The following is a 6,155-nucleotide window of genomic DNA, read 5'->3' on the forward strand; positions in this document are numbered from 1 at the left end:
AGGGCGCTCGGCCTTGTCATTGGCGGGGCCGTTAGCTCGACCGTGGGCGCGGCGTTCAAGGACGTTGAAGGCCGGGTCAAAAAGCTGAGCGAGCAGGGTAAAAAGGCGCGGGTGCTGCAAAGCACCATTGGCGAAACCATGCGCTTGCGTGATGAATGGAGGAAGGCCCATACCGCGGGCGAAAAGGGCGCCGCTGCGCTTCTTAACCGGCTGGAAAAAAACCTTGGAGTACTGCGCAAGGAAGGCGTAGAGGTTGGGCGACTGGCTAAGGAGTATGACCGGCTGGGCCGCGCCGGGCGCAGTGCTGAGTTGAAATCAAAAGGCTTTGGTCAGATTGATCAAGGCAAGCAGCAGGTGCGCGCCGGGGTGGCACAGGGTGTTGTTACCACAGGGATGGTGGCCGTTACGGCCAAGGTCAGTGCTGATTATCAGGCAATCATCCGCGACATTGCGATCAAGGCCGGGGTAGCCCGTACGGCAGAAGAGTCCAACATGTCGCGCAGCATCATTCAGACCTCGCAAGACGTCGGTATGGGCCGTAACGAAGTGGCCGATGTGGTCAACGAGTTGGTTGGTGCGGGGATGGAGCTTAAGCAGGCGATGGCGTTTGCGCCGGTGGCTGCTAAGTTCGTGATTGGTCAGGGATCCAGTGGTGTCGACACCGCCAAGATGATTCAGGCATTGCAGACTAACGCCTTGATCACCGACCCCAAGGAGCTGGAAAAAGCCTTGGAGGCCGTGGCCTACCAAGGTCAGGCGGGCAGTTTTGAAGCCAGCGACATGGCCCGTTGGTTCCCGCAGTTATTGGCAGGCATGCAGAAACAGGGCATCACGGGCATAGATGCGGTCACGCAACTGGGCTCAATGCTGCAAGTGCAAATGAAAACTGCGGGCACCGCCGATGAAGCGGCCAACAACCTCAAGAACTGGATTGAAAAGATCGGTTCAGGGGATGTGGTCAAGTCTTATAAAGACGCGGGTATTGACTACCAAAAGTCACTCAACACCGGCATTCAGGGCGGCATGTCGACGTTGGAGTCAAGCTTTGGCTTGGCCAAGCGTTACATCGAGGCGACTGACCCAGCTAAAGCCGCGAAAATGGCCGAGGCCACGGCAAAGATCAGTAAGGAAGCAGATCCAGCCAAGGCAAAGGCCATGCTCGATAGCCTTGAGCAAGCGTTGCGCACAGGCGACATTTTTGCCGACATGCAGGTTAAGTCAGCACTCACGGCTTATGTGCAGAACAAAGAACTCTATGAGCAGTTGAAAAAAGAGGCGGCCAGCGCCTCGGGCATTCTCGACCAGAACTTGGCCGAACGGCGCGACACGTCTGCACAGAAGTGGTCTGAGATGTTTCAGGCCGGTAACGATGCGATGCGCAGTGTGGGTGATGCCATTCGCCCGGTGACGGATGCGCTGGCCACAGGGCTGACCACGGTGGTCAAAGGCGTGACCGAGCTATCAGACGAATCACCCAAGCTGGTGATGGGCCTGACGGCCTTAGCCACTGGGGCCAGCGTGATCACAAGTGTCATCGGCGCGCTGAAGATTGGCCGGGGCGTGTTCAATCTGGCGCGGGGTGGGTTAGGCGCACGCGGGGGCAAAGCCGGTGTGCAGTCAGTCTTTGTCACCAACGCCAAAGGCGCGTTAGCGGGTGGCAAGGGGGCGGGTGTTAAGTCTCTGGTCACAGCGGGGCTGGGTGCTTTGCTGAAGCGGCAAGAGGCGGGTGCCGAAGGGTCAGACAGCACACTTGACCCGGTTGAAACCGGGGCTCAGTTGCTCGATGTTATTCGCGAAGCCAAGAACGACGATGCTATGCCGGGGCTGGATCGCACGCAAAAGGTCTTTGTGGTTAACGCCGGAGATATGGGGGGGTTAAATGCCGGTGCAGACCGTCGCGGTCGGGCTCGTCGGGGGCGAGCGGGTTCGCTACGTCCTGCGGCACAGCCACAGATGCCCTCACGGTTGGGCACGCGACTGATGGGCGCTGCTGGGACGCTTGGCAAGGCAGGTAAGTTAGTCCCTGCGGGAACCGTGTTTGAGGCGGGTATCAAGGCTTTTGACACCTACACTACGGCCAAGACTGCTCAAGAAAAGGCCGAGGGCTACAGCGGGGCGGCAGGGGGGCTGGCCGGTTCGCTGGCCGGTGCTGCCGCCGGTGCCGCGATTGGTTCTGTGGTGCCGATTATCGGCACGGCGGTCGGCGGTTTGGTCGGTGCGTTCTTGGGCGGCATTGGTGGCGATGCCGTAGGCGGCATGTTTGGTAAGTCGTCGTTTGCCAAGTCACTGTTTGGCAGCGATTCAGAGCCGGGTGACGTGGTGCGCTCGATGTCGGCACAGACGGGCAGAACGCAAGCCCCGTCGCCCTTAAAGCTCAAGCCAGAAACCAAGCCCGCCACGGTCGAGCAGAGCATCAGCTTTGCCCCGCATATGCCCATCACCATTCAGGGTGACGTTAAAGACCCTGACGAGCTTATGCGCAAGCTTCAGCCGATGATGCAAGGCCAGTTGCAAGACTTCGCCCGGCAGATGGAAGACAACGCCCGGCGGGCTAACGATCGCAAGCTGTATGACATTCCACACATTTAGCAGGCGGTGATATGGCCTATATGGAACAGATGCAAAATGCCGCCAGTTACTTGGCCTCGGCCGGGGAGGCTGGGCGTAAAAGTATTGATGGGGTGCTGGGGCCAGTTAACGGGGCTATCAGTGAAATGAGCGGGGCGGCCTCAGAACTTGAGTCGCTGCCGTTCGTGGGGCCGATCGTCGGTGAAAAGCTTCAACGAGTGATGCGTACCGTCAACGCCGCACAGGCCAAGGTTGGCCAAGTAGTCGCGGTCTACAGCCAAGCCACGCGCGCGGTGTCGCAGGTTAAAGAGCGTTTAGGTGTGCTGGGCGAGCAGGCTGAGCGGGCTAAAAATGCAATCAACAAGATTGCAGGCAAGCTCAGCCCGGCCTTGGGCAACATCTTACCGACCAGTGTTTTTGCCACTGATACCACCCCGGCGGTTGAGGCGGTGAAACCGTTCCCGCACCTATTGATCATGCAGCCGCACAAGCATGAAGCCCCGCCTTATTACTTCAACCTCGACACGGCAGCCTTTGACGAGTTGAGTCGACAAAGCGGTTTCCGTTGGGCCTCGCAAGAGCGCCTAACGCGTCGGCCTGCTCAGCAATCGGTGGGCATGGGTGAGGAAAAGCTGACGCTTAAGGGGTCGATTTTTCCGGGCCACCGAGGCGGGCTTAAGCAACTGGATACCCTGCGCAGCATTGGCGCGTTGTTATTGCCGATGGGGCTAACCACGGGGTATGGCCATGTGCTGGGCGATTGGTGTTTGACCTCAATCAACGAAGATCAAAGCGCCTTGCTGCAAGGCGGCATCCCGCGCAAGCAAGGCTTTACTCTGGAGTTTGTGCGCTATGGCGAAGACATGCAGAACGCTTGACGGCGACAAGCTTTACACGATTTGCCACAACGCCTATGGCCACCTTAACGGCAGTGTGGAAGCGGTGCTGGAAGCCAACCCCGGACTAGCCGCCGAGCCTGAGCCGTATCGCGGAGGGATGTTGATTGTGTTGCCGGACGTGGCGCTGGCCAGCGATGAACAAGCCGTCCAGCTCTGGAGCTAAGCGTTACGCGTAACGCGCCTTAAAACCTAAGCCTCGCCTGTGCGGGGCTTTTTGTTGGGACTGGATATGACGCCTATGTTTCGTATCGTTGCCGATGGCAGCGACATTACCCGCATGATCAACGATCGGCTGTTGTTGCTGCGTACCTCGGACAAGCCCGGAATGGAATCTGACGACTTTGAGTTGCGCATAGACGACCGCGACAGCGCCGTGACGCTGCCTTCGCGTGGGGCCAGCATTGAGATTTATCTAGGCTATGCCGGGTCGACCTTATCCCGAGAGGGGCGCTATGTGGTGGACGAGGTCGAGGTGTCCGGCCCACCGGATACCGTGGTGATACGCGGCAAGGCTAGCGACATGCGCGGCAGCGGTAAGACCACCCGTAGCGGTAGCTGGGAAGGTGAAAGCTTGGCCGCCATCGTCAGCACCGTGGCGCGGTGTAACGGCTGGGAGCCAGCGTGTACGGTGGCGACGATCGTAGCCCGAGCTGACCAGTTGGGCGAATCAGACTTCAACTTTATTACCCGCTTGGCGCGGCAGCACGACTGCACAGCCAAGGTCGCGAACGGCAAGTTAATCGTCATGCCACGTCAGGGCGGTGTCACGGCCAGCGGCAAGACACTGGGCGTCGTAACGATCAACAAATCGGACGTGAGCCGCTACAGCTTTCGGCTGGGTGATCGTTCGACCCACAAGGCCGTGAGCGCCCAGTATCAGGACAAGGCCACCGGCAAGCTAAAGGTGATCAACCTGAACAACGACGACGCCCCGGACGGTCTACCGCCGGTGCATACCGATCGGCATATTCACTCGAACAAGACCGCCGCCGAGCAGGCAGTTAAGGCGCGTCTAGCGGCATTCAACCGCTCGACCGCCGGTGTGCGTTTGGAAATGCCGGGGCGTTCTGACTTGTTCGCCGAGCGAATGATCAACGCCCAAGGCTTTAAAAACGGGCTCGACGGCGAATACCTAGTGGACTCGCGTGAGCAAGTGTTTACGCAATCAGGCTGGTCAACAACGATCGAGTGCAACGCAGGTAAGAAGGGCAAGGCGAAGGCCAAAGGTAAGAAACCGGAGAAGACCTTAAAAGTCATTCAGCTCTAACTTGAACACACCCACCCCGGCCCGCCTAGTGCGGGCTTTTTCGTAAGGGCAATGTATGTCGATTACCCAACAACAACTCCTACAGATCCTCCCTAACTCCGGCCAAGTTGCCGGCGTTTTTGTGCCGGTTCTTAATGCCGCGATGGTGCGTTACCAAATCATTGGCCCCAAGCGCGCTGCCGCCTTTATCGCGCAGATTGGCCACGAGTCTGGCCAGCTCAAGTACGTGAGAGAAATATGGGGCCCAACGGCCGCCCAAGCCAAGTACGAAGGGCGTAAAGACCTTGGTAACACCGTTGCCGGCGACGGCTCCAAGTACCGAGGGCGCGGCCTGATCCAGATTACCGGCCGGGCCAACTACATGGCGTGCGGCGAGGCGCTAAGCCTTGACCTGATCAAGCAGCCCGAACTATTGGAAAAGCCACAGCATGCGTGCCTGTCGGCGGCGTGGTTTTGGGCATCTAAGGGGCTAAACACGCTGGCTGATGCGGGTCAGTTCGACAAGATCACCCAGCGAATCAACGGCGGCCAGAACGGCGCGGCCGATCGTCAGACGCTGTATGCGCGAGCGCTGAAGGTGTTGTCGTGAAGCTTGACGCGGTGAAGTGGGGTGGGGCGCTGCTAATCATCTTGGCCCTCATGACGGGTAGCGCGTGGGCCGCTTGGGCGTGGCAAGCCAATGCCTAGGGCAAGCAACTGGCCAACAAAGAGGCTGAATACCAAACCGAGCGTACCGAGCTGGCCAACGCCACCTCCGCGCAAATCTTAGCTGAGCAGGGCAAGCGCCTCGCTCTGGAGCAATGGCTGGCAGCCAGCGACCAAGCCCATTACCGAGCCTTAACCGATGAAAAAACCAATCAAACACGTCTGCGTGATCGCCTTGCTACTGCTGACTTGCGGCTGTCAGTCCTACTCGACGCAACCGCCGCAACGGGTTGTGACGCAATGCAGCCCCCCACCGGCACCGGCGGCGTGGTTCATGCAGCCCGTAGAGCCCAACTTGACCCAGCGCATGCTCAACGAATTATCGGAATCACCGGCGACGGCGATCAAGGACTGATCGCGCTGCAAGCCTGTCAGGCTTATGCCAAAGAAGTCTCAGACACGAAATAAAAGGAGCGGCCGAAGCTGGATGCGTCAACATCCAGCCCGGCCACCAAACCCGCAGATCTGTCCTGCAAGCCCAGTCAAGGCTCCTGCTCTGTGCACAAAGCGGAGTGAGCCTAACACCTGTTTATCCATACAGTAAAGGTCTTGCAAATTATGTCTTCCCCTATCATCCCTTGGATGGGCGGCAAACGCCGTCTCGCCGACCGCCTTATCCCCCTGTTCCCACCCCACGAATGCTACGTCGAAGTCTTCGCCGGGGGCGGGGCGCTCTACTTCCTGCGCCCACAGCCTGCTCCAGTTGAAGTGCTTAA

7 protein-coding genes are annotated in these 6,155 nt (G+C 59.0%); all 7 read left to right on the plus strand.

The features are described from left to right. The coding region (locus tag AQS70_RS06740; protein ID WP_241492808.1) for a phage tail tape measure protein at positions 1–2,589 on the plus strand (2,589 nt) is incomplete at its 5' end. A gap of 11 nt (positions 2,590–2,600) precedes the next feature. After that, complete coding sequence (locus tag AQS70_RS06745; RefSeq protein WP_055102115.1) at positions 2,601–3,446, plus strand: phage tail protein; 846 nt, start codon at positions 2,601–2,603, stop codon at positions 3,444–3,446. Continuing rightward, the gene (locus tag AQS70_RS06750) at positions 3,421–3,630 is read left to right on the plus strand and encodes a tail protein X (RefSeq protein WP_055102116.1); all 210 of its coding nucleotides are present in this window, start codon (positions 3,421–3,423) and stop codon (positions 3,628–3,630) included. The genes AQS70_RS06745 and AQS70_RS06750 overlap by 26 nt, the downstream gene beginning before the upstream one ends. A gap of 66 nt (positions 3,631–3,696) precedes the next feature. After that, the gene (locus tag AQS70_RS06755) at positions 3,697–4,734 is read left to right on the plus strand and encodes a phage late control D family protein (protein ID WP_055102117.1); all 1,038 of its coding nucleotides are present in this window, start codon (positions 3,697–3,699) and stop codon (positions 4,732–4,734) included. Positions 4,735–4,789: 55 nt separating this feature from the next. Then, positions 4,790–5,323: a glycoside hydrolase family 19 protein gene (locus tag AQS70_RS06760; protein ID WP_055102118.1), complete on the plus strand. Its 534-nt coding sequence runs from the start codon at positions 4,790–4,792 to the stop codon at positions 5,321–5,323. Positions 5,324–5,430: 107 nt separating this feature from the next. Further along, positions 5,431–5,847 carry a lysis system spanin subunit gene (locus tag AQS70_RS23175; RefSeq protein ID WP_241492809.1) on the plus strand — a complete coding sequence of 139 codons (417 nt, stop codon included), beginning with the start codon at positions 5,431–5,433 and terminating at the stop codon, positions 5,845–5,847. Between the two features lie 150 nt (positions 5,848–5,997). Further along, a partial coding sequence (locus tag AQS70_RS23180) for a DNA adenine methylase (RefSeq protein WP_162233879.1) occupies positions 5,998–6,155 on the plus strand: 158 nt, incomplete at its 3' end.

Origin of the sequence: Pseudomonas endophytica (assembly GCF_001411475.1) — a bacterium.
Classification (GTDB): domain Bacteria; phylum Pseudomonadota; class Gammaproteobacteria; order Pseudomonadales; family Pseudomonadaceae; genus Aquipseudomonas; species Aquipseudomonas endophytica.

Excerpts from the sequence above, each read along its gene's own strand:
- AQS70_RS06745 (WP_055102115.1), top strand. The coding sequence starts at position 2,601 with ATGGCCTATATGGAACAGATGCAAAATGCCGCCAGTTACTTGGCCTCG.
- AQS70_RS06750 (WP_055102116.1), top strand. The coding sequence starts at position 3,421 with ATGGCGAAGACATGCAGAACGCTTGACGGCGACAAGCTTTACACGATT.
- AQS70_RS06755 (WP_055102117.1), top strand. The coding sequence starts at position 3,697 with ATGACGCCTATGTTTCGTATCGTTGCCGATGGCAGCGACATTACCCGC.
- AQS70_RS06760 (WP_055102118.1), top strand. The coding sequence starts at position 4,790 with ATGTCGATTACCCAACAACAACTCCTACAGATCCTCCCTAACTCCGGC.